At 36.2% G+C, this 20805-nt stretch carries 18 protein-coding genes; all 18 read right to left on the minus strand.

The window, feature by feature from the left end; translation table 11 throughout:
* Nucleotides 1–287: 287 nt before the first annotated feature.
* Entirely contained in the window at nt 288–617 is a 330-nt protein-coding gene (locus WKT12_RS04530; protein WP_021970338.1) for an L-rhamnose mutarotase, read from the minus strand.
* A 105-nt stretch (nt 618–722) separates the two neighbouring features.
* On the minus strand, nt 723–2051 hold the full coding sequence (locus tag WKT12_RS04535) for a nucleotide sugar dehydrogenase (protein WP_340319014.1): 1329 nt from the start codon (nt 2049–2051) through the stop codon (nt 723–725).
* Nucleotides 2052–2167: 116 nt separating this feature from the next.
* Nucleotides 2168–3040 (minus strand): leucine-rich repeat domain-containing protein, encoded by an 873-nt coding sequence (locus WKT12_RS04540; RefSeq protein ID WP_340318912.1) that lies wholly within the window; start codon nt 3038–3040, stop codon nt 2168–2170.
* Nucleotides 3041–3234: 194 nt separating this feature from the next.
* Nucleotides 3235–3681, minus strand: coding sequence for a lipocalin-like domain-containing protein (locus WKT12_RS04545; protein ID WP_340318913.1), 447 nt, complete (start codon nt 3679–3681; stop codon nt 3235–3237).
* Nucleotides 3678–5147 (minus strand): capsule assembly Wzi family protein, encoded by a 1470-nt coding sequence (locus WKT12_RS04550; protein ID WP_340318914.1) that lies wholly within the window; start codon nt 5145–5147, stop codon nt 3678–3680. The genes WKT12_RS04545 and WKT12_RS04550 overlap by 4 nt, the downstream gene beginning before the upstream one ends.
* An 85-nt stretch (nt 5148–5232) precedes the next feature.
* Nucleotides 5233–6285 carry a mannose-1-phosphate guanylyltransferase gene (locus WKT12_RS04555; RefSeq protein ID WP_340318915.1) on the minus strand — a complete coding sequence of 351 codons (1053 nt, stop codon included), beginning with the start codon at nt 6283–6285 and terminating at the stop codon, nt 5233–5235.
* A 27-nt stretch (nt 6286–6312) separates the two neighbouring features.
* Nucleotides 6313–7644, minus strand: a complete 1332-nt coding sequence (locus tag WKT12_RS04560) for a nucleotide sugar dehydrogenase (RefSeq protein WP_340318916.1) — start codon at nt 7642–7644, stop codon at nt 6313–6315.
* Nucleotides 7645–7659: 15 nt separating this feature from the next.
* Entirely contained in the window at nt 7660–8406 is a 747-nt protein-coding gene (locus WKT12_RS04565; protein ID WP_340318917.1) for a WecB/TagA/CpsF family glycosyltransferase, read from the minus strand.
* A 141-nt stretch (nt 8407–8547) separates the two neighbouring features.
* Nucleotides 8548–9465, minus strand: coding sequence for a glycosyltransferase family 2 protein (locus WKT12_RS04570; protein ID WP_340318918.1), 918 nt, complete (start codon nt 9463–9465; stop codon nt 8548–8550).
* Nucleotides 9466–9480: 15 nt separating this feature from the next.
* Nucleotides 9481–10296, minus strand: coding sequence for a glycosyltransferase family 2 protein (locus tag WKT12_RS04575; protein WP_340318919.1), 816 nt, complete (start codon nt 10294–10296; stop codon nt 9481–9483).
* A gap of 9 nt (nt 10297–10305) precedes the next feature.
* On the minus strand, nt 10306–11514 hold the full coding sequence (locus WKT12_RS04580) for an EpsG family protein (protein WP_340318920.1): 1209 nt from the start codon (nt 11512–11514) through the stop codon (nt 10306–10308).
* A 402-nt stretch (nt 11515–11916) separates the two neighbouring features.
* A complete protein-coding gene (locus WKT12_RS04585) occupies nt 11917–12546 on the minus strand; it encodes an acyltransferase (RefSeq protein WP_340318921.1) in 630 nt (209 codons plus the stop codon).
* A 208-nt stretch (nt 12547–12754) separates the two neighbouring features.
* Nucleotides 12755–13291, minus strand: a complete 537-nt coding sequence (locus WKT12_RS04590; protein ID WP_340318922.1) for an acyltransferase — start codon at nt 13289–13291, stop codon at nt 12755–12757.
* Between the two features lie 7 nt (nt 13292–13298).
* A complete protein-coding gene (locus tag WKT12_RS04595) occupies nt 13299–14480 on the minus strand; it encodes a glycosyltransferase (protein WP_340318923.1) in 1182 nt (393 codons plus the stop codon).
* Between the two features lie 360 nt (nt 14481–14840).
* Nucleotides 14841–15830, minus strand: a complete 990-nt coding sequence (locus WKT12_RS04600; RefSeq protein WP_340318924.1) for a hypothetical protein — start codon at nt 15828–15830, stop codon at nt 14841–14843.
* A 23-nt stretch (nt 15831–15853) separates the two neighbouring features.
* Nucleotides 15854–16936 (minus strand): polysaccharide pyruvyl transferase family protein, encoded by a 1083-nt coding sequence (locus WKT12_RS04605; RefSeq protein WP_321584828.1) that lies wholly within the window; start codon nt 16934–16936, stop codon nt 15854–15856.
* Nucleotides 16937–17119: 183 nt separating this feature from the next.
* Nucleotides 17120–18655, minus strand: a complete 1536-nt coding sequence (locus WKT12_RS04610) for a lipopolysaccharide biosynthesis protein (protein WP_340318925.1) — start codon at nt 18653–18655, stop codon at nt 17120–17122.
* A gap of 132 nt (nt 18656–18787) precedes the next feature.
* Nucleotides 18788–20746, minus strand: a complete 1959-nt coding sequence (locus WKT12_RS04615; protein WP_340318926.1) for an HAD-IA family hydrolase — start codon at nt 20744–20746, stop codon at nt 18788–18790.
* Nucleotides 20747–20805: the final 59 nt, after the last annotated feature.

The raw sequence follows: 20805 nt of genomic DNA on the forward strand, positions 1-20805 counted from the left end.
AGTTTTTTAATTGGTTGATACTAATTTTTCGGTTACTTAGCTAAGTGATTTCGACTACATAACGCGGCCCCCCTGAAAAACCCCTATGCCTGAAATGATTTTTTTTCAGAAAAAACGATTTTATTCCCTTCCGGACATAAAAAAAGCCGACTCTCTGTTTAGAATCGGCTTTTGTAAATATCTGTAATACAATGTATTCCTATGACTTATATTCTTCTTTCAAAAAAGATACTTCCGAAGAAAGATTTTTTTCTTAAACCCGCGAAAAAAAGTTCATTTACGCATTATTAAAGCTTGAAGATACGCTCCATCAGCTTCCATTTTTCCTGCGAAGTCTGTCCCGGAAGCACCTTCTGGTACTTGGACATATGCGCTTCCCATTCCGCCTGACGGGGCAGAGTAGCCAGCCGTGCATAGTCACGCTCCATATCAAACTCATCCGTCGTATCCATAATCATGAACAGTCGGTTGCCGTAGATATAAATCTGCATATCTACGATGCCTACTTCGCGGATGCCCGCTTTCACTTCCTCCCACACGTGCGCATGTTCTGCCACGTAAGCCTCTATCAGTTCCTTGTCGTCGTAGAGGTCGAGTGTCTGACAATATCTTTTCATAAATGCTGTCTTTTGTTATATTTGTTTCGTTCTGTTTGTCTTTTATTGAGTATTCAGTCTTGCTGTTCGTCGGAACAAAGCATCGTTGCCGGTGCAGTGTCGGTGTTAGTCCCTGCGGAAAATATCCCTTGTATACACCTTCTCCTTCACGTCGTCCAGACAGGCATCGTAGCGGTTGGCGATGATAGCCTGCGATTCCTTCTTGAACTCCTCCAGATTGTTTACCACCTTCGATCCGAAGAACGTCGTTCCGTCCTCCAGCGTAGGCTCGTAGATGATGATGGTTGCCCCTTTAGCCTTGATACGCTTCATCACCCCCTGAATGGAGCTCTGGCGGAAATTATCGCTGTTCGACTTCATCGTAAGGCGGTATACCCCGATGACACAAACCTTTTCCTCCTGCGGATTATAGTCCCCGTGATTGTAATAATCGTAATACCCCGCTTTCTTCAGAACCTGGTCGGCAATGAAATCCTTGCGCGTACGGTTACTCTCCACAATCGCCTGAATCAGATTCTCCGGCACATCCTGATAGTTGGCCAGGAGCTGCTTCGTATCCTTCGGCAGACAGTAACCTCCGTACCCGAACGACGGATTGTTATAATGCATGCCGATGCGCGGATCCAGACAGATACCCTGAATGATAGCCTGCGTATCCAGTCCCTTCACCTCCGCATACGTGTCCAGTTCGTTGAAGTAACTTACACGCAGCGCCAGGTACGTATTGGCAAACAGCTTCACCGCCTCTGCCTCCTTCAGTCCCATAAACAGCGTATCGATGTTTTCCTTGATAGCCCCTTCCCGAAGCAAGGCAGCAAACTCGTGTGCCTTCTCGTCCAGATGCTCACCCGCAATCTCCTGAATCGCCCTGTTCTCCTCGTCACGTCCCGCTATATATTTCGGGAATCCCACGATGATACGGCTGGGGTAGAGATTATCGTACAGCGCCTTGCTCTCACGCAGGAACTCCGGCGAGAACAGCAGGTTGAACTTCTTTCCCGTCAGGGCAGGAGAGGTACGGAACTTTTCCGCATACTTCACATACAGGCTCCGGCAGTATCCCACCGGAATGGTACTCTTGATGACCATCACCGCGTCCGGGTTCACCTCCAGCACCAGGTCGATGACCTCCTCTACATGCGATGTATCGAAATAATTCTTCACCGGATCATAGTTCGTAGGAGCCGCAATCACCACGAAGTCCGCTTCACGGTAAGCCGAAGCCCCGTCGAGCGTAGCCGTCAGGTTCAGTTCCTTTTCTGCCAGATACTTTTCGATATACTCATCCTGTATCGGACTGATACGGTTATTGATTTTCTCCACCTTTTCAGGAATCACGTCCACAGCCACCACCCGGTGATGCTGCGACAGCAAAGTAGCGATAGACAGGCCCACATACCCCGTTCCCGCTACGGCGATAGTATAGTTTTTCATCATAAAATTCTCCTTGACCTTATTGTCAAAAGCCTACAGACCCTTTAACAATTGACAGTTACAAAGTAAACAAATAAATGTCAGAAAAGCAAGTCCGTGTCGGTGAACGCTGTACATCAAGCCTTATGATTCATTTTTATCAGTTTCCTTTTGTTCCATTCCGGATGCAGCCAGTAGTGTTCAAAATTCTGTTTCACATATACATTTTCGGCAGAGATATAGTTTGGCAGTCTGGGCGGATGCTTCATCAGGCATATCAGATTTTTAGTGTTGATGATATCAAAATTCATGTTATGGATATTTTCCCCCAGCACCAGTCTGTTTACCGGAGCATCCGTAATCAGAGCATATTCTATGGCAGAGTTTCTTCCCAGGTATATTTCCTGCAAGTTGGGGCAGTTTCTGAACTGTTCCCCTTTCCATTTCAGCAATTTTTCCGAGTCCTCCACCTTAATCTGTTTCAGGTTTCTGCAATTGTCGAAAGCCGACGCTTCTACCGCTTCAACAGAAGCCGGAATAACCAGCTCCTTAATCCCCGAATTACTGAAAGCATGGCTACAGATTGTTTTTACTGATTTGGGCAGTATCACATGTTCCAGCGCTATACAATCCTTGAACAACTCGCAGGGCACCGATTTCAGAGAGTTGGGAAACCATATCTCCTTCAGATGCTTTTTGTTTCTGAGCATTTCCCGTCTCAGCCGGCTCTTCTCCATCTCATCCTTCCTCTGTCTTTTCGGATAAATAGCGTTTCTCAGGTTCAACACCTCCAGATTGTCCATGTGCAGGATAAAATAAAGGTCCATTACGTTGATTTTTCCCGTTACGGTAAGCTCTTTTACCTGTAATGCATGTTCTATACCAATAATTTTATGCAGCCTGCCTCCTTTTACCGTCCTTATGTTATATACACCATTTGTGTAATTCCCTTTTGTAATACCTATTGAGTGTACTATATTTTTCAGCAGGCAAAAATAAGTTTTTACCATTTTGTATTTAGTATTGTCTATGTTGCTTTTATGAAATTTGCTACCCACTGGTAGAATTATTCAAGCAAAGATATAAAAAAAGCTTAGAGACAATGTACGCTCTTTTTCGTTTATTAAGCTTTTTTTTATGTATTGTGCATACAGGTAAAAAAGGGAATAACTTATCCGGTGAACCGGCTTTTCCTGACAGGCTATTAGAACTTCTTCAGTTTCAGCAGTGCATAGTCCGATTCCAGCGTCATGTACTTGCCGTCGCACGACCTCACGTCGAACACCGTTTCCTTCTGGTTGTCGATACCGAAATGTAGCAGCATATCCACCGGCGCATCCTGCTTGTTGTCACTCGTGTTGGCACGTACCTTGAAATCCTTCAGCACCAGCTGCGTTTCGTTGTTGCGGTATTCCGTACGTCCGATGTAACTGCCGTAGCCGTTCGGCCCCTGCTTCTCCGCCACTTCCGTCACCATGCGCGTAATGCTGTAATACAGGCGTTCACACGTCACCACCTCACGCGTATCCTTCACCACGAACTGCTCCAACTGCCAGAATCCCTCTATATCGTTGTTGATAGGCTCCTTCTGGCAACCCTGCATTACCAGCGTTACTACCAGAGCCACCCAAATCATCACCTTGTTTCTCATAATCCGAATCCTCCACATTTTCTGATTGTCAACATACCACCCGTGCTGTTTCCCGGATAATTTCCACGGTCAACCGCCAGTGCGGCACTGAAACTCCATCCCTTCAGTCGCTCAGGCTGATAAGTCACCTCCGCCAGACTGCTGAACTGCTTCTTCACCTCGTCGAAAGGCTTTATATACGATCCCCAGTTGCGAGAGTACGAAAGCAACAGCCTCCAGTTCCATTCCTCCGACGGATCACCCGTCAGTCCCACATGCTGAGCCTTCACACGGCAGCCCTTCACCTCGTTCACACCATCCGTATTATACGCTGGTCCCGGCAGGAACGGATGTCCCAGCGAGTTCCCGTAATTCTGCCAGCCTAAATATTCTCCATTTGTATAATAATTATCGCGTCCACTCATCTGCAAGTCGGTAAACGAACCCGCTATTCCGTCGTAGAGAATCGATCCCGTCTGATCCTTTGTATTCAGACCTTCCCATACCACGGCACTGATCCAGCGGTTCTTCGGAAAATCCACTTCCAGTCCGATATGACCATCCTTCCACCGTCCGTACTGCCAGAACATCTGCGAGTGATCCTCGAAATAATGCTCCAGATACGCCTTAAACTTCCAGTCGCCTACATAGTAGTTCAGAGCGAAGTTCCAGCTTCCGCAGTGGTTCCCCTCCACGTTCAGCATCGTACTTTCCTGCTTGGGGAAGAACACTTTCCAGAAATCTTTGACACCCTGCGGCATATCCTTTACCAGGCTTACACTTCCGTCCGCATTCTTTAGCATTTGCTTGCCTCCGAACTGAGATCCCGTAAGCAGACCGAACTCAAACTCCACCGGCAGCTTCTCCCGGTTACCCAGTCTGAACATCAGCGACTTGCTGTGATACAGCACCCCCGTCGTATACAACTGTCCCGGAGCCACGAAATCCTCCTGCCATCCGCCGTCGGTAAAAAAGCCGTAGCATAGATGCCCCTTAAAGGCCACCCAGCCCTTCGTACCCGGAACGTTCAGGTAATCCTTCACCTCCACCCGAACCTGCGGAATCGGCCTCATGTTCGTACCCTCCACCATCCAGCCGCTGGTCAGCTTCTCGTTCTTCGCGAGTGGGAACCCCGGCCGTTCCTTACTTCCGATGCTCAGCGTCAGCGCCTTCCACGACACATCCGCATAAGCCTGCTGAATCCAGAACTTCGACGAGAGATTCTTTCCCCCCGCCAGATCCAGTCCCGCGTCAATCCGCCAGTGCTTCGGCAGCACCTTGTTCCATTCCACTCCGGCACGCAGATACGCAAAGTCAGGTTCATTGCCCGCCACCCCATACCGGTTGGCCGTCAGCCATACAGGCGCATAATCTCCGTTCGACACGGTAGCCCCTGCCTCCACCTTATACTTCAGCGAGTCGGCAGGCTGCTGCGCATAAAGCGGACTAAAAAGTGTAGTCAGTAATAAAGTCTTTATCAGTTTCATTCGAAAAAAATAGTATAGGATACTATCATAACAATCCCCGCCAATTTTTGTTTTTTACCTGCGTCAGGAATTTCAGGCAGTCCAGTTACTTCCCTGCTGAAAAATCCTTGATGCGCTGCTCTTCACTCAGGCGGCACACCAGCAGACGGCCGTCCTTCTCGGCCACGATGTAGTTCTCCAGACCTTCCAGCACCACCTGTCTGCTTTCCGTCACGTGCACCACACAGTTGCGGCAGTTATACAAGTCCACCTTGCTGTCGCCCACCGTCGCGTTGCCATTCTCGTCCTGCGGCAACAGCGTGTGCAGCGAGCCCCAGCTACCCAGGTCACTCCATCCGAACTCTGCCGGCAGCACATAAATATCCTTCGCCTTCTCCATCACCGCATAGTCGATGGAAATCTTCTCGCAAGTAGGGAAGAGGCGTTTCAGCTCCTCCGCCTCCCTGTCGGTAAACAAGGCAGGCTCCAGCTCGTCCATCACCCCCGCAATCTGCGGCACGAACGTACGTATGGCATTCGTAATCGTTTCCACGTTCCACACAAATATCCCCGCGTTCCAGAAATAATTCCCCGCTGCCAGATACTTCTTCGCCGTTTCCACGTCCGGTTTCTCCTTGAACGCTTCCACCTTGCAGATACCCTTTTCGTCGGCTTCACCCAGAGCCGCTATGTACCCGTAGCCCGTTTCCGGTCGGGTAGGCCTCATGCCCAAGGTCACGATGGCGTTCGACTGCGCCGTCTTTTCCAGAGCCAGCCGGATGCAGCGGTCGTATTCCGTCGTGTCAATCACCAGCGCATCCGAGGGAGTCACCACGATGTTCGCCTGCGGGAACTCCTTGCGGATCTTCCAGCATGCATACGCGATGCACGGTGCCGTATTCCTCGCCTCCGGTTCCGCCAGGATATGCTGCTCCGGCACCTGCGGAAGCTGCTCCTTTACGATGTCTACATACTTTTCCGATGTCACCACCCAGAAGTTTTCCATCGGGCAGATCTCTTTCAGACGCTGTACCGTAAGCTGTATCAGCGATTTTCCTACCCCCATCACGTCGATGAACTGTTTGGGGTATTGTGGGGTACTCATGGGCCAGAAACGGCTTCCTATGCCGCCCGCCATGATGACTACATGGGTTTGCATGATTGGTTTTTGTATTGTTTTTTGCTTTTAATCCCTGCGGAAAATATCACGCGTGTATACCTTCTCCTTCACATCATCCAGGCATGCATCGTAACGGTTGGCGATGATAGCCTGCGATTCCTTCTTGAACTTCTCTAAGTTGTTTACCACCTTTGAGCCGAAGAACGTACTGCCATCTTCCAGTGTAGGTTCGTAAATGATAATCTGAGCACCTTTTGCCTTGATGCGCTTCATTACACCCTGGATAGAGCTCTGACGGAAATTGTCACTGTTCGACTTCATGGTGAGGCGATATACCCCGATAACACATTCTTTTTCTTCAGCCGGATTATAGTCCCCACGATTGAAGTAATCATAATATCCTGCCTTGTGCAGCACTCTGTCGGCAATGAAATCCTTACGCGTACGGTTCGATTCCACGATGGCATGAATCAAGTTCTCCGGCACATCCGCATAGTTGGCCAGCAACTGCTTCGTATCCTTCGGCAGACAGTACCCCCCGTAGCCGAACGACGGATTATTATAATGCATGCCGATACGCGGATCCAGACAGATACCCTGAATGATAGCCTGCGTATCCAGTCCCTTTACCTCCGCATACGTATCCAGTTCGTTGAAGTAAGACACACGCAGCGCCAGATACGTATTGGCGAACAACTTCACCGCTTCTGCCTCCTTCAGTCCCATGAACAAGGTATCTATATCCGGCTTGAGAGCTCCTTCCTGAAGCAAGGCTGCAAATTCGTGCGCCTTCTCTTCCAGGTGTTCGCCAGCGATAGCCTTGATAGCCTCGTTTTCCTCGTTACGTCCTTCTATCAGCTTCGGGAATCCCACGATGATACGGCTCGGATAAAGATTGTCGTACAGAGCCTTGCTTTCACGCAGGAATTCAGGAGAGAACAGCAGGTTGAATTTCTTTCCGGCGAGGGAAGGAGTGTTCTTGAATTTCTCTGCGTATTTTACGTACAAGCTGCGGCAGTAACCCACGGGAATGGTACTCTTGATGACCATCACCGCGTCCGGATTCACCTCCAGTACCAAGTCGATAACCTCTTCTACGTGCGACGTATCGAAATAGTTCTTCACCGGATCGTAGTTTGTAGGAGCTGCAATCACCACAAAGTCCGCATTCTTATAGGCTGAGGCTCCGTCGAGTGTAGCCGTCAGGTCGAGTTCCTTCTCCGCCAGATACTTCTCGATATATTCATCCTGTATCGGACTGATACGGTTGTTTATCTTCTCTACCTTTTCAGGGATAACGTCTACGGCCACCACGTGATGATGCTGTGCCAGCAGGGTAGCAATGGACAGACCTACATAGCCTGTACCTGCTACGGCGATATTTAAGTTTTTATTCATAATGTTTGGTATATCTCATTTTTGAAATGGATTTTTATAACACCCTAATAGTTGTTTCCCAAAATAATAGAAAAATTGCATATCATCGATGAAGTAACGTTTAAATAAACGTTTAGGCTCTTTTAAACAACGGTATAACCATTCCATACCTATTTTTTGCCAAAAAATTGGAGCGCGTTTTAAAGTACCGGCTTCAAAATCTATAGTAGCTCCTAACCCCATAAATATATCTACCTTGGGCATGTGGTCACGGTATTTCATGATCCATTTTTCTTGTTTGGGAGCACCTACACCAACTAACAAAACGTTAGCCTCACTTTCGTTTACTATGCGAGTTAATTCTTCACATTCTTCTGGATTTTTCTCAAATCCGTAAGATGGTGAATGTGCGCCTATTACAATGTTTCTTCCAACTTTTTGATTAATTCTTTCCATTGCTTTTACTGCAATACCTTCTGCTGCTCCTAACAAAAATATTTTGCAGTTAGGATCGTCTTTATGAAATTCGTAAAATGCAGTAAAAAAACTGGAACCTGGTATTGCTTCTGGTAAGGGATTCTTTAAAAGTTTAGAAAGTAAATATAATATTTTACTATCACATATTACCCATTCTGCTTGTTGATATACATCGTAGAACTCCTTATCTTTTTGCAATTTTACTAAATGGTCGACATTCGGAGTTATAACAACTCCTTTTTTTAATCTAGATAGTAATTCTTTTTGAGTTATATTTAATATTTTAATATTTAGAAAAGAAGTCATATTATAAGCTTATTTTGTCGTTTTATGATGGAAAATATGGTTCTTTATTTACTTATTAATATTTTCTCATTTAACTATTTTATCATAAATCTTAATAGCTAAATCAAATATCTAAAATGTTGATTTTGGCTTTTGATATTTTTATAAATCTTTTTTCTTGATTACATAAGATGAGTTTTCTCTATCTTGTAAAACTTCTTTTGTCTTAAATATTTTAGAAAAACCTATAAACGGGTTCGATCGAGTTTTAATAATCATTAGTATTACTTGTATGTTGTATAAAAGACCAAATTGATGTGCTTTTCCTATAAAATATAAAAGAGATTGTTGGTATTGACTTTTTTTTATTTTACGTAGAAATTTATTACATTTTATGGCTGCTTTAAATCTTGAATCAAATGTCGTTTTATTTAGTGTTGTCGTTATACTTCCTTTAGAAACTGTTATATTATATAAGATATTATTACAAACTGCTATATTTTGAGATTTATTTGCTAATTCAATTGAAAAATACATGTCATTACCTGCAGGAATTTCATCGAAATATATATTATTAGAACTTATAATTTCTCTTCTTATTAATTTGGCCCATGGAACAAGAAATTTAAATTTCAAATGATCTGCATTATGATTTATACAATATGAATTAATTAAATTATTATAATATAAATGTCTGTAAGCTATTTGAAAATTATCTTCATAATAGCTATTTGTTTGAAAAAATACAATATCATTTTGTTCTCTAGATATATAGGGAGTTAATATTGCTTCCATATTAGGACTGAAAAAATCATCAGCATCAGCAAATAAAACCCATTTGCCTGTTGCTTTCTGTAGTCCGACATTTCTAGCACCACCGGCTCCATTTTTTTTAGGATTGCTATATAATTGTATATTATATGTTTGGCATAGCAAACTAACTTGTTTAAACTCTGAAATCTGGCTGTTGTCATCTATTACAATTACCTCAAAAAAATTATTTTGAGGAATACTTTTGATAAGTCTTTCTAATTTCTTAGATGAGTTCTTATGTGGTATAATAATACTAACTTTATTCATATTGATATTTTGTGGCTATTTCCATAAAAAAGGGAATATTACTCTTAAATGTGTAGAAATATATGTTTTTATAGCGATGAATATTCCTTTATATTTTTTGTTTAAATAGAAGAATTCCTTAGGATTTATTCCTAATGGTGAATAGAAAAAAATAAATCTTTCTTTTATTTTATAATGGCTATTAAAACATTTCATCGTTTGGTCGTGTCGTTCGCAATATCCAACGTAATGAGGAGTTATATAGATTGGTATATTATTCTTGGTTGCTCTTAAACCGTATTCAATATCCCCAAAAGAATGATGGAAATATGGATCTATAATGCCTATTTGATTACTGACTTTTGCTGGTATTAATACTAAATTTCCATTAAAAGTTTCTACTTTTTGAATTTTTCCTTCTGCAGAAAGTATTTTATTTTTGATTCGTCCCCCGTAAGTTACCTGATTCTTATTCTTTGATGAACAGATGCTGCCAACAATGATGGCATTAGAATTTGTTTTTTTATATGTATCCATTAATGAAACTAAAGCATCTGTTGTCAATATTGTATCATTATTTAGCCAAATGTAAAAGTCGTATTGTTTTTCTAAGGCTTTAGTCCAACATAAATGCATTCCTCTATTCCAAAACAAATTACCATCTCCATTTATTATTGTTACAAATGAATATTTTTGATGTATGCATTGTGAAGTTCCGTCTGTACTTCCATCATCAACCATATAAATATCAATATTATATATATTGAAATCTTTACAATTTAGTAGGGCTTTAATACACTCTAATGTAACATTTTTTCTGTTATGTACGGTCATTAAAATGGCAATATTCATAGGCAGTAATTAAATAAATAGTTGAGGGAAAAAGAAAATTCCAAAGTTTATATTATAAGTATACATTGATGTGTTAAAATACAATATTAAAAGGAGGTGGAAAGTTATGAATATACTCCATAGAATGGATTTTCCTAATTGAATTTTAGTAAATAAATAACATAAAATAATTGGTAGCAAAAATGTTGAATATAAAAAAAGCCGATTGCTTAATTCTAATTGAGATAGGTTAATTAGAATAAAGACATTAAGTATAATTGCTATATTGATAATGCCCATAATATTGATCGGCTTGATTTTATATTTATAGTATAATAATAGTGGTATAATAATTTCTCCTAAAAGAAATAATATTTTGCTTAATCCTAAAGGAGGTAATTTGAATGTTGTATCTTTTGAAGCCCTTTCTAAAGCATATGTAAGTGCTGGAATGCTATTACCAACAATGTTGTACAGTATATCTGTAATAGGTTGTATAAAAATTAGAAATAAAGCTCCTAATATATAATAAAAGCACGTTTTTTTAGAAATTTCTTTTCTGAAAAAAGGTAAGTATAATAATGGAACAAATAATAGCGATGAAGTGTGTGATAAAAACATACAAATTGTCGCGATGATCATTTTTTTATTAAAAGAGAAACGTTCAATGATAATCCATATTAATATAGATGCAGCTAAAAACTGTCTGAGTAATGTTGCAGAATAAGTAAATATCCATGGAAAACAACTTACAATAATAATGGTAACTCCTGCATCTGTATATCTTATTTTTAAGTATTTTGTGAAACGATAAATGGCATAGAAAATTAAAATATAGCACGTAAAAGAATGGATTGCACGGTATAGTATTACGTTTTTCCCAATAAAAAAATATATGATGTAGTTGAAAGTTGGAAAGAATAATTCTTTTCCTTTACCATTTATTCCGAATGAAAAGATATAATCAATATATGAAAGATTCCCGGCATCTAAATATTGTTCTGAATACCATTGTAAGTCGGCATCTAAGTTTGTACTTTTAGAAATATTTATTAGAGCTATGTATAGAGCTGTTAATATTGCGAAGTTTATAAAAGTCGCTTTCTTATTCTTTTTTGTTAGAAAATAAAAAGATATACATAAAGATGTAATAGGAGAAAAATAGAAAAATATAAGAGGAAAAATAAAATCTAATATATTCTCTCTTATGGCGGTTTTGTTCCATATGACCTTTTCCATTATTGTAATAAATTTTGTCAGTAGCCACCAAATAGAAGTTTATCGTATTGCAAAAACTACTAAATGTCAGTTGCCTCTTAAATAAATCAAAAATTGAGTGTGAATTCCGATTGCTATATGAATGTCTAAATTTAGGCTATGTCTTTTTTTAAAAGCATTAAAATACACTCTTTGAAAATTAATAAATTGAACGATTATTATTTGCATATTAGCTATAGGGGGAATGTTCTTGAAATCTGTTATATTCTTTTTTGTATCATAAGTCGTTAGTAGAAGTAACACCTGAATGACTACTTATAGTTTTTATGTATAATGGATTTATTCTTTTTATGTTCTAATGAATATACAAATTATTTTCAATATTGTTATAAGTTTGATACATTGATTGGTAAGATGAGAATTTTATTTTAGTATTTTTATTACTTTACATGGATTTCCAGCTGCTATGACATCTGAGGGTATACTTTTAGTTACAACACTACCACTTCCAATAATGGTACGTGCACCAATTGTTACTCCTTTTAATATTATACAGCGTGTACCAATGAGAACATCATCTTCAATGATAATAGGTTTAGAATTTGCAGTTTTGCAATCAATGGATTTACCTTCTTCATCTGTTATAGTTCCATTTCTAATTTCGTAATCTAAATTATGAGCATCAGTATCCATTAGAATACAATCACCACCTATTTTTACATTATTTCCTATGGTAATACTCTCTTTAACCCATATACATGCAGAACTAATTCCTGTATTATTTCCTATTTTTAATTTTGAATTTTGATCTGCAAATATACAACCTCTGATATTCCTACATAATGGATTAAAAGCTTCTCCACTTGTAAAAGTAAAATTATTTCCTATCTCTATATATGCAGTTGGATGTTTTAATAGGTAGAATTTGTTATATATGCGTAGATTTCTACCATAAGAAACATTATTCAAATAAAATGCGATGCGATTCCATATTAAATAAAAGTAGTATCGTATTTTTCGCCTTATTAAATATGATTTTACTATAATTCCCATTTTTTTATATGTGTAACTAATAAAACTTGTTTTAGATGGATATCCTTTATGCTCGTCTAATAATAGTTATTTAGATGCTCCTTTGGTTTTATAAGAGGAGTAAAGGTTTCTCAGAACTTTTTATTTTTGTTATTTAATTTTACAACTGTAGGATTTTCTTCATTATATGTCATTATTTAGATATTTAATAGATATGTTTTATATTTACTTATTGCTGTGATTTTAATTCTCTTAGTTTTTTGGCTGGAACCCCTATATATATACAATCAGGTTCTGTACTTTTTGTTACTAAACTTCCAGCTCCTATAATACATCCTTTACCAATACGCACACCTGGCATAATTGTTACATTGGCTCCAATCCAGCATCCATCCTCAATTAATATTGGTAGATCTTTTCCTTGTCCTGCCCTAGCAGAGGAATTGCCAATGTTATGAAATGCATTTATAAAGGTTGTCTTAAAACCAATAGAAACATTATTTCCTATTATAATATCATTGCTTAAATCTAAAAAACAAGAGTAATTAATGAATGAATTTGTACCGATTATTAATTTACCTTTACCTGCTCCTAAAAAACATTTTGGAAAAACTGTTCCCTGTATTTTATGATTATATAGTCTGTAAATAGTATTTCTCAAACGATGCGGTATAAACATATTTGATGCTATGCTATTTTGCAGTATATTTTTTGTATACAAGAAAAGATTTTTTTTCTGTTCTTTTAGTTTTTTTCTTAAGTTCATTTTATATTTATTTTAAATACTCGTTTACATACATGATGACAATTTTTTTCCATAAATCATCTTTACGTTCTTTAATTTTTTTTATATTCTTACACATCAAATCATATAATGATTTGTCCGTAAAAGTTTGATTGATAGCATTAGTGAGTTGCTTGTCATCTCCTATATCTACTAATATGCCTGTTTTTTGATTATCAATACTTGTTATAAAAGCTGGAACACGAGTTGCGATAATAGGCTTGTTAAAACAAAAAACAGTTTGTGTAATACCTGTTTGTGAAGAAGAGTAATAAGGACAGACTACTACATGGCAATGTCGTATTAGTGTTGAAATTTCAGCATTTTGTAACCATCTGTTGATAACAATAAAACGATTATCTTTTTTCATATCATCTAATACATGTACGTAGCCACCACCTGCAATGACAATTTTTTTATTGAGGTGTTGGGAAGCTTTATATAAAACATCGAGTCCTTTATATTCTTTGAGAAATCCATAGAATAAAATATAGTCTTCTACTCCAAATAATTCTGGAATGACTATATCTTTATATTCTAAATATCCTGTGAATAAAGAAAATGGTATGATGCTATATTGTAAGCCTTTTTGGGGAGAGAGTTTTGTTAAATCACAGGCTGATTTTTCTGAAAATACGTTGATTTTAATTTTTTCATTAATTAAAAACACACATACTGGATCTAATTTATTTCCTTCCAAATGATTGCTACATACTTCATGTAGGGAGTGAGCTATATTCATTCTTCTGTCATGTAGCTGTTTGGAGATATAAGCTGTAGTCCAAGATTGGCCTATTACGTTTATAAAGTCATAGTTTTTACTAATAATTTGATTGACCAGTTTTTTACAAAAAAATTTAGATATAGGATTGAATATTTGTTTTATTCCTTTTGTCTTAATACTTAAGGCTATCATGTGGTACATTGAAAACAACTCCTTATGCGCAAAGTCTTTAAACCTACGTAATCCTTTAAAATCAAATGATTCAATTCGCTTTAATTCGCCAACCCTAGATGTACATGTGTAGTCAAATGTTTCATAAGATCCTGAGTAGTTATTTCTTCGAGCTATATGATAGAAATCTATTTGATATCCATTTTTTAAAAAAGATTCAATAAGTGATGTGGTGGATCCACCGAAACCTTCTGCTATGATTGCTATTTTTTTCATCTTTTTTATAATTATTTATCTAGGCATAAAAGTCTAATCCATTTCCATTTTTTACAAATATATTAATCTTCAACAGATTGTAGTCATGATAGTGGAGATAATAAATATACCACACTAATGTAAGGAAGTAGAATTATTAAAGAACTGGTAAAATGCAGTGTTATGGAAATAATGTATAAATGTATCATTACAAAGTGCTCTTAGCATTATAGCATGGAATAGGCAAAATGATAAGGTATAACTTTCCATTTTACTAAATAATAATGTGTAGTGACCATTAAGATTTAAGAATACTCCTATCATACTAATACAAGCTATGTTGAATGTTTTTCTCTTCTTTTTGTACCATCGTATAGGATTTTACCAATAGCAACCTCCTTCAATTTTTTCCGCACCTACTGGCTTTTCGTTTTCATTAGGACGTATCCAATATTTATTAATATATTTTCTACATTCGGGTTCTGAATCTAACCAACGTTTTCCATAAATACCAAATAACATTTGGGTCATACTTGCTAAGTGGACTGCTTGTTTTCCTCTGCGTTTAACGTGTGCAGCTAAACACATTCCATATGCACCACAACCGATTAAAGCTATATCATAATCATATTTGTCTATTTCGTCTTTCATATATTGAAGAGCTTCGAACCAAGTTTTGAATCGAGGGTCTTTTGTATTAGCTTGTGTTTGTACTGCTTTTACTAAAATAAGTTCTTTAAATTTAGGTAATACATCTGGATTGTCAAAAAGTTTTTCTCTATTATGTTCATATTGGTATTTGATAGACTCTACAAAAGGATGAACAATAAGAACTCTTTTATCTTTCAAAATCCTAGTCCAAGGATTTTTCCATCTAAAGGGAGAAAAGTAACCATCGATATTAATTCTTTTGGAACAGTTCATATAGTTGGCTATATATTTTTCTTCATATATATAGCTGCCAAGTATATCTATCTGTTTTATATCCTCCATCATTAAATGATACCATTTTAGCCCTAAATCTAAATTATAGGGGAAAAAACCTGCATTAGAACATAAACTTTTTAACTTATCCCAATATGCTATTTGTACGTTTTTAAAATGAAGGTAATCATGAATCACTTCTTTGGTTAATCCTGTAGTTTCGTCAATATGTCTTGATACGAGATTGCTTAATTCAACCGATCCAAACTTTGATACCATCGCTGGTTTTCCCGATGCCAATAACTCAAAAACATAATCATTGGCTTCTTGATCTTTTAGATCTTGATATCCATCGTATCTTAATTCGTAATGTTCTTCTTTATTACAAAAACTACTAGCATATAAATCTAATAATTTGTTGATAATTCTATTGTTTCGGATTTTCATAATTTATTGTATTATCTTAGCCTTTATTCAAGGAAAGAAAAGAAATCATCGGTTTTAAGTCTCATTTTTGTTAGTTGCATGGCTACTTTATCCCATGAAATGGGGGTATTCATCGCTTCTTCTATCGTTTGATTGGGGTCTAGTATTCGATTTTCTAATCCAACTGTTTTTAAGAGAGATAACATTCTGTTATTTTGATTTGCTGATTCCCCTGTTTGGAGTATGCATAAAAATGGCCTTTGATGAATAATGGCAAATGCTGTTCCATGAAAAGTATTAGTTAATATACATGAAGCATATTGGTAAGCAGTAAGCCATTCCACAGGATTAAGATAAACTAAATCTTTATGATTGAATAGATATTGGGAACCTTGTACTGCACAAACTTTTAGATGTAATCCGTTTTTTTTACAAAAGGATTTAATATCACACCATCTTACATCATTTAATTGTCTTAAATTTAAAAAATAGGTGAATACATAAGATTGGGTATATATGGGCTTCGTATGCGGATATGAGTCTTTATCTAATAGTAAAGTTGGATCAAGAAGATGTTGGGCATCTACACCCATTCGCTTACAAATTTCTACTCCTTTATCCTCTCTTACTGAAACTTTTGCAAATTGTTTTATCAGGGGAGCTACATTGTTAAAATGCTCCTCAGATATTTCTCCTTTACCAAAACTAGCTGCATATGAAATTTTTTTTGAATTTTCATTTACAAATGATAAATAGTATTCAGGCTGAGTTCCTCCCCAAACTTGATCTGAACCTGTAATATAATAGTCGGCTATGGGATATGAGTTTGAGTTTGATTCTTTATCATATATTTTGTTGGACATATATAGATAATGTTCACAAAACTTTAAGAATGATTTATGACATTTTAATGTGCTTAAATAAATTAAAGGATGTCTAAGAAATCTCTTTATTGTGTTGAGAGTTAGAGATGTATTAAAATTGTGATATAATACGAATCTAATCCAAAACACAGAATGTCCCTTACAGATGAGATATTGTTGTAATGCATAATATTGTAATAAAGCACCATAATTATTGGCTACTTTTATCCAGGCATAAGACGAAATAATTCCAATACGTTTCATTTTAAATTATTGTTGATATTTATAATGTTTTATTAAGAGATATAGAGCGTTGAAATATCTTTATATATAAAATTTTAGTTAATTATAGTCTATTGTGTAAACATATATACTTTCTTTACAAGCCTTATTTAAATTTATAGTGTTGAAATACTATCTCATCCTCTATGGAATAAATAATTGTTTTCATTTTTTATGTATTTTCGATTTTATAATGTTAAAAGCCCAGTTTTTTTCATGCTTAGAAAGTCCTATAAACCAAACAGAGCATATACATATGATTAAATTGAGGAAGGCTATTCCAATAGCTTGGATAATATTAAAAGTTGTTCTGTAGCAATAAAATGTAATGATAAACGGGATAATATAGGCAAATAGAGATGGTAGTATAACTATAATTATATAATTTTTTATTTTGAAATTTGTGATAACCCTTTTGACTGCATCAAGTTGTGCAAAAAGTCCTAATATCGAAAATATTATAAGGGTCCATAGATAGGCTGTTACGTTTCCTTCGCATTTATAAATTATGTAAACAGTTGGTAATGCCATAATTTTGATGATTCCATTGGTTAATTGAAATCTTTTGATTTGTTTGGTTGCTTGTACCATATTTTGTAATGTTCCGCATAATGAATTGCATTGAATATAAATCAAAGAAAGAAAGCAAAAAGTTCCAGCATAGGGTGGAGGAGAAATAAGCCATATATTTAACACTGTATTTAGAATACTAATAAGTGGTAAAGATAGACACATGAATAGGAGGAAACCGAATTTAGAACTACGCATACCTAGTTTTATCATTTCTTCAATATTTCCTGTAGCATATGACTTAATTATAGGCGGAATGGTTGGGGTTGTAAAGTTGTATAGAAATGAAGATACATTCGCTTCTATTGATGAAGCAATCCCCCGTGCCGCATTAAAAACGGGTCCAAAAAACATATTAATTAGTATATTCATTCCTTGACTGTTAAATGTCCATGCGAGATTTCCTATAAGACTCCATCCAGTATAACTGAAGAGTTCCCTAAAAAGGGAAGAAGACCAATAACGAATATATTGGCAGTTTGAGAAATGTTTAATACAATAAATTCTATATAAGAAAGCCGTTAGTATAGATACTCCCATTGTTAAGGCACCGTAAGCTATTAGTTTGTCCTGAAAGAAATACTTAATAGTTATTACAACTCCAAGTTTTAATAAAACTTCAGCTATGCTAATATAAGCATATGCATTCATTCGTTCGTGCCCAAAAATTGATGCATTATAGGGGACTTGAGTGACGGATACCATAAGAGAAAGAATGGAGAATTGCATAACCCAGAATGCTGAACTCATTCGTTCTGCAGGTATGACTAATTTGTTATAAAACAGCCATATCCCGATTGTTTCACATAGTGTAAATATAACGATTGCAATAAGTATATGTACATTAAGTAGCATAGAAAATGTTTGTCTCTGTTTCTCTATAGAGTCTTTTTCTATTCCATAAGCAATATATCGTTGGCTGGCTTGTGCCAAAGCAGAGTTTAAAAAACTGAACATTACTACCATACCTGCTACTACATTATTGATTCCGTAATCAACAACTCCTAAAGCATTAAGTACGATTCGTGACGTATATAGGGATACCGCCATGATTAACATCATGCGGAAATATAAAAAAAATGTATTCCTGGCAATTTGTTTATTATTTAATTTATATTTTTGATTTGGCATCTTTATCTATTCTTAATAATGTGTATTTTTCTTTCCTTATTTTATGAAGACTTTATTCTTTTATCAATACTCTTGTATAAATGAATAATGCTTATTTTATTTAGGGATTATTTATCGTTAGGAAAATGAATCTTATGAAAGTACTAATTTTTTTATTTGTTTTTTTATATAACTCTTAGCGAATTGGTATTTAATAGAGATAAGGTATATATTAATTCCCCATTCAGGAATTTTTTTTAATTTGAAATATCCTTCTTTCCAAGTGATGTCGAATGGAATATTTTTTGATAGTAAATATTTCCATTTGAAAGGTATTTCCACATTAGATATTTCTTTATCTCCATCTGAATCATCATCATTTAAGTGACAGAGAAGAAGTGCGTCATTGTAATAAGGATGACAGAGCATGTGGAAATAATTATAAAACCCTTCTGTGTTAAGTTGTAAGTTTATATGTGTTATATAATCTTTAGTAAATTGTAGTCCACTTTTTTGTATAGAGGCTATTTTCTCAAAATCTTTTTGTTCTGTACGGGGAGATTCACAACTTACATCAACTTTACCATTTTTTGTTTCCAAAAATAATGAAGTTCCTTGTGGTTCGAACATAAAATGTTCTAATAATAAGCAATTATAATGGAAATGAGATTTTTGGAATTCGCTGATTGATTTATTTTCTGTAAGCCATGCTCGGCATTTGCTGCCAAGAAGAGCATTACACTTTTCTGTTTTTATAAATTGCAGCCCTATTATATCACATTGTTTACCACTCGCTTTGATAAAATCTTGTAACATTGATTGTCCACTTCCGTTCATGCTGTTGTTAACTAAACCAACTTTATTATTATAGATTCCTAAATCATTAATATATTCGTGAAGCATATTAGCCTGATTGTGAATCATTTCTTTTTGATAGTCAAAAAGAGATAGCAAAACTTGATTATATTTTCCTCTTTCTAAATCTTTCAAACTAATTTTAGTGATAAAATCAGAAAATCCAGTTTGTAATGTAACATGCTTTTGAGCATTTTGAATATCTGAAATGTATAATAGGTCAAAAATGAGATTCCATTCATATTCGGGACGGCCCAATTTTGCTTGCATAAAATATTTGCAAGGATTATCTAGACTTAAAAGAGGTAGTCGAAGCATATTCTTATTAAGTCGGATGTAATTAATATCAGAACATTCGTCTGGATACATTTCTTGATAAACTTTTAGAATGTAGTATCCTTCTCTAGCAACAAATAATAGTTTATCTAACTTTTGTTCTTTTTTTATTTGATGTAGCCATTGACAAAAATTTACAATTAATGGACCTAATACATGATAACCAATACGATGTTCAGATTCCATTTTTAAGTTAGTTGAAGAGTCTAAGCGTAGTAATGAGTATAAATGATCAGCTTCTAAAGAAAGTTTCTTTTTAGAACTTGTATATGGAGAATCTATGATAGGATTGATTAATCGCAATATGGATGAAATACCTTTTGTTTGAGGCATATTTATATCATTGTTTAAATCATCTCCTATATGAATAATTTCTGATGGAGAAATTGACATTTTTTTTAATACTACATTAAAAAGATTTCCTGTTCGTTTTGTACATCCTTCTTCACTTGAAATGAACAAATAGTCATAAGTAACACCAATTTTCGTCAATATTTTATTTAGAGTATCTCTAGATAAATACATGTCGGTGATTATTACTATTTTTTTTCTCTGCATTTTACACCAATTGAGGACCTCAATCATAGGTAAGTTGGGGATACAATTTTCTATTTCACATCTTTCTTCAAGCTCTTGTAGCCTAGCTTTGATTTCATTATTATATTGGGTAAGTTCATGATATATCATATCCATGGTGACCTCAGATATTCCAGGTAGAGAACGAGCGGATATTTCTGCTTGCATTCTAAATTTAGGATAATTTTCTAAAAACTCACCATAATATTCATAATATAACTGCTGTACCATTTGGTGGATAAGTTCAAAATGTGATACGGTACGTAACATTAATGTATCAAAAATGTCAAAAGATATATATTTATAAGATTCAAGTAGCTTATAAATCTTTTTAGTTTGTGTCATAGTCATATTATGTTCGATATCATTGTTTTGAATAAGTATATGCTCATTTTATGATATAC

Source organism: Phocaeicola sp. HCN-6420 (assembly GCF_037890145.1).
GTDB lineage: Bacteria > Bacteroidota > Bacteroidia > Bacteroidales > Bacteroidaceae > Phocaeicola.

Bases quoted from the DNA above. Each gene is read 5' to 3' on its own strand.
- WKT12_RS04560 (WP_340318916.1), bottom strand. From the start codon at position 7,644: ATGAATAAAAACTTAAATATCGCCGTAGCAGGTACAGGCTATGTAGGT.
- WKT12_RS04545 (WP_340318913.1), bottom strand. From the start codon at position 3,681: ATGAGAAACAAGGTGATGATTTGGGTGGCTCTGGTAGTAACGCTGGTA.
- WKT12_RS04615 (WP_340318926.1), bottom strand. From the start codon at position 20,746: ATGACACAAACTAAAAAGATTTATAAGCTACTTGAATCTTATAAATAT.
- WKT12_RS04610 (WP_340318925.1), bottom strand. From the start codon at position 18,655: ATGCCAAATCAAAAATATAAATTAAATAATAAACAAATTGCCAGGAAT.
- WKT12_RS04535 (WP_340319014.1), bottom strand. From the start codon at position 2,051: ATGAAAAACTATACTATCGCCGTAGCGGGAACGGGGTATGTGGGCCTG.
- WKT12_RS04555 (WP_340318915.1), bottom strand. From the start codon at position 6,285: ATGCAAACCCATGTAGTCATCATGGCGGGCGGCATAGGAAGCCGTTTC.
- WKT12_RS04580 (WP_340318920.1), bottom strand. From the start codon at position 11,514: ATGGAAAAGGTCATATGGAACAAAACCGCCATAAGAGAGAATATATTA.
- WKT12_RS04570 (WP_340318918.1), bottom strand. From the start codon at position 9,465: ATGAATAAAGTTAGTATTATTATACCACATAAGAACTCATCTAAGAAA.
- WKT12_RS04550 (WP_340318914.1), bottom strand. From the start codon at position 5,147: ATGAAACTGATAAAGACTTTATTACTGACTACACTTTTTAGTCCGCTT.
- WKT12_RS04565 (WP_340318917.1), bottom strand. From the start codon at position 8,406: ATGACTTCTTTTCTAAATATTAAAATATTAAATATAACTCAAAAAGAA.
- WKT12_RS04540 (WP_340318912.1), bottom strand. From the start codon at position 3,040: ATGGTAAAAACTTATTTTTGCCTGCTGAAAAATATAGTACACTCAATA.
- WKT12_RS04600 (WP_340318924.1), bottom strand. From the start codon at position 15,830: ATGAAAATCCGAAACAATAGAATTATCAACAAATTATTAGATTTATAT.
- WKT12_RS04530 (WP_021970338.1), bottom strand. From the start codon at position 617: ATGAAAAGATATTGTCAGACACTCGACCTCTACGACGACAAGGAACTG.
- WKT12_RS04575 (WP_340318919.1), bottom strand. From the start codon at position 10,296: ATGAATATTGCCATTTTAATGACCGTACATAACAGAAAAAATGTTACA.
- WKT12_RS04585 (WP_340318921.1), bottom strand. From the start codon at position 12,546: ATGGGAATTATAGTAAAATCATATTTAATAAGGCGAAAAATACGATAC.
- WKT12_RS04595 (WP_340318923.1), bottom strand. From the start codon at position 14,480: ATGAAAAAAATAGCAATCATAGCAGAAGGTTTCGGTGGATCCACCACA.
- WKT12_RS04605 (WP_321584828.1), bottom strand. From the start codon at position 16,936: ATGAAACGTATTGGAATTATTTCGTCTTATGCCTGGATAAAAGTAGCC.
- WKT12_RS04590 (WP_340318922.1), bottom strand. From the start codon at position 13,291: ATGAACTTAAGAAAAAAACTAAAAGAACAGAAAAAAAATCTTTTCTTG.